Raw genomic sequence first — 1591 nt, forward strand, 5'->3', positions numbered from 1 at the left:
ATTCATGATTTTGAGGTTGGTTCTACTGATATTGCTTCCAAACTGACCATTTCCCAAAAACTTTACGGAAGGGAAAAAGAAGTGGAGATTTTAAAGGAAAGTTTTGACCTTGCTGCTGCAGATAACAAAGTCCTGGTTACCATAGGCGGTTATAGTGGTACCGGAAAAAGCCGGCTTAGCTATGAACTTCATCGCTATGTAAGTCCCAAAAACGGATTTTTTCTCAGCGGTAATTTTGACATTCTTGACAAGCAAACGCCCTATTTGGCATGGATCAAGGCTTTCAGGCAGTTTTCAGATTGGTTGATCGTGCAGCCCGAAAAACTGCAGAAACAATGGGGAGATAAATTTCAAAAAGAATTAAAAGGTTTGGGAAATATCATTATTGACCTGGTACCCAAACTTGAATATATACTTCCTCAGCAGCCGGAATTGGTGGATCTCAGTGGATTTGAAAACCAACAGCGGGTACAATATACCTTCAATGCTTTTATCAAGTGCCTTTCTTCTACTGAAAGCCCTTTGGTATTTCTTTTAGATGATTTTCAATGGGCCGATGAGGCATCCTATGATTTGCTCAAAAGTATTTTCAATAATTACTCTCTTTCCAATCTGCTCATTCTGATTAACTATCGGGATAATGAAACCCCTGAATTTCATCCTTTTACCAGGACAATCAACAACATCAGGTCAAGCCATAGTGAAAATAACCTGCGGATCAAGGAGATCATTCTAAGTCCGCTTAAGCAGGAACATGTTTCGGAATTGCTCTGTGATACGTTGAGGATGAAGAGTATTGAAGTTTCATCTTTATCTGAATTGGTATTCAGTAAAACCAAGGGAAACGCATTTGCATTGACCAAGCTTTTGGAATCTCTTTATAGGCAGAACCTACTCCAGTTTGATTACCAAGAGAAATTGTGGAAATGGGACCTTGCCAAAATTGCCAAACATAATATCAGTGACAATATCATCGATTTGCTTCTGCTTACCATCAAAGAACTGGATGAAGAAGGTCTTAAGATGGCCAAGATCGCTTCCGTTCTGGGATTGGAGTTTTCCTTGGAGCAGGTTTCGTTGATTGGTGGTAAAAGTGTTGCTGCGATTCACCGAGACTTTTGGCCTCTGATCAAGGATTTGTCCATACTTCCTGCAGGCAATGATTATCACTACCTTCCGGAATATTATGAGGAAAGCCATAAAGATATCCGGTTTAAATTTGCCCATCCCCGGATACAGCAGGCCATCTATGACCTTTTGAATGAAAATGAAAAAGGCGAATACCATTATAATCTTGGCATCATTTATTTGAGAAAAAAATCTGAAAGTGGTGAAGAATTCAGGGTGATAGATGTAGCAAGACATTTTTCGATTGGATTCCATTATGTGACCACATCCAAGGACAAATTCCAAATCGGAAAGATCCTGTTGGAGGCAGGTCAAATCGCTGCACAGGCAGCTTCCTTTGAAGTGGCCATGGGATTCACAGAAAATGCCCTTCTCTGCTTAAAGGATGATATTTCCAAAAAAGACAAATTTTTTATTTTGGTCAAATTGCTGGAATACTCCTTTTTGGTCAAAAATGAACCCC

The 1591-nt window shown here is 39.7% G+C and carries 1 protein-coding gene; it reads left to right on the forward strand.

What is annotated here, in order from left to right; all coding sequences use genetic code 11:
• Positions 1-1591: AAA family ATPase (locus ACEW8O_RS20915; RefSeq protein ID WP_373496571.1), on the forward strand; the 1591-nt coding region annotated here is incomplete at both ends.

The organism is Aquiflexum sp. (assembly GCF_041749095.1).
GTDB lineage: Bacteria > Bacteroidota > Bacteroidia > Cytophagales > Cyclobacteriaceae > Aquiflexum.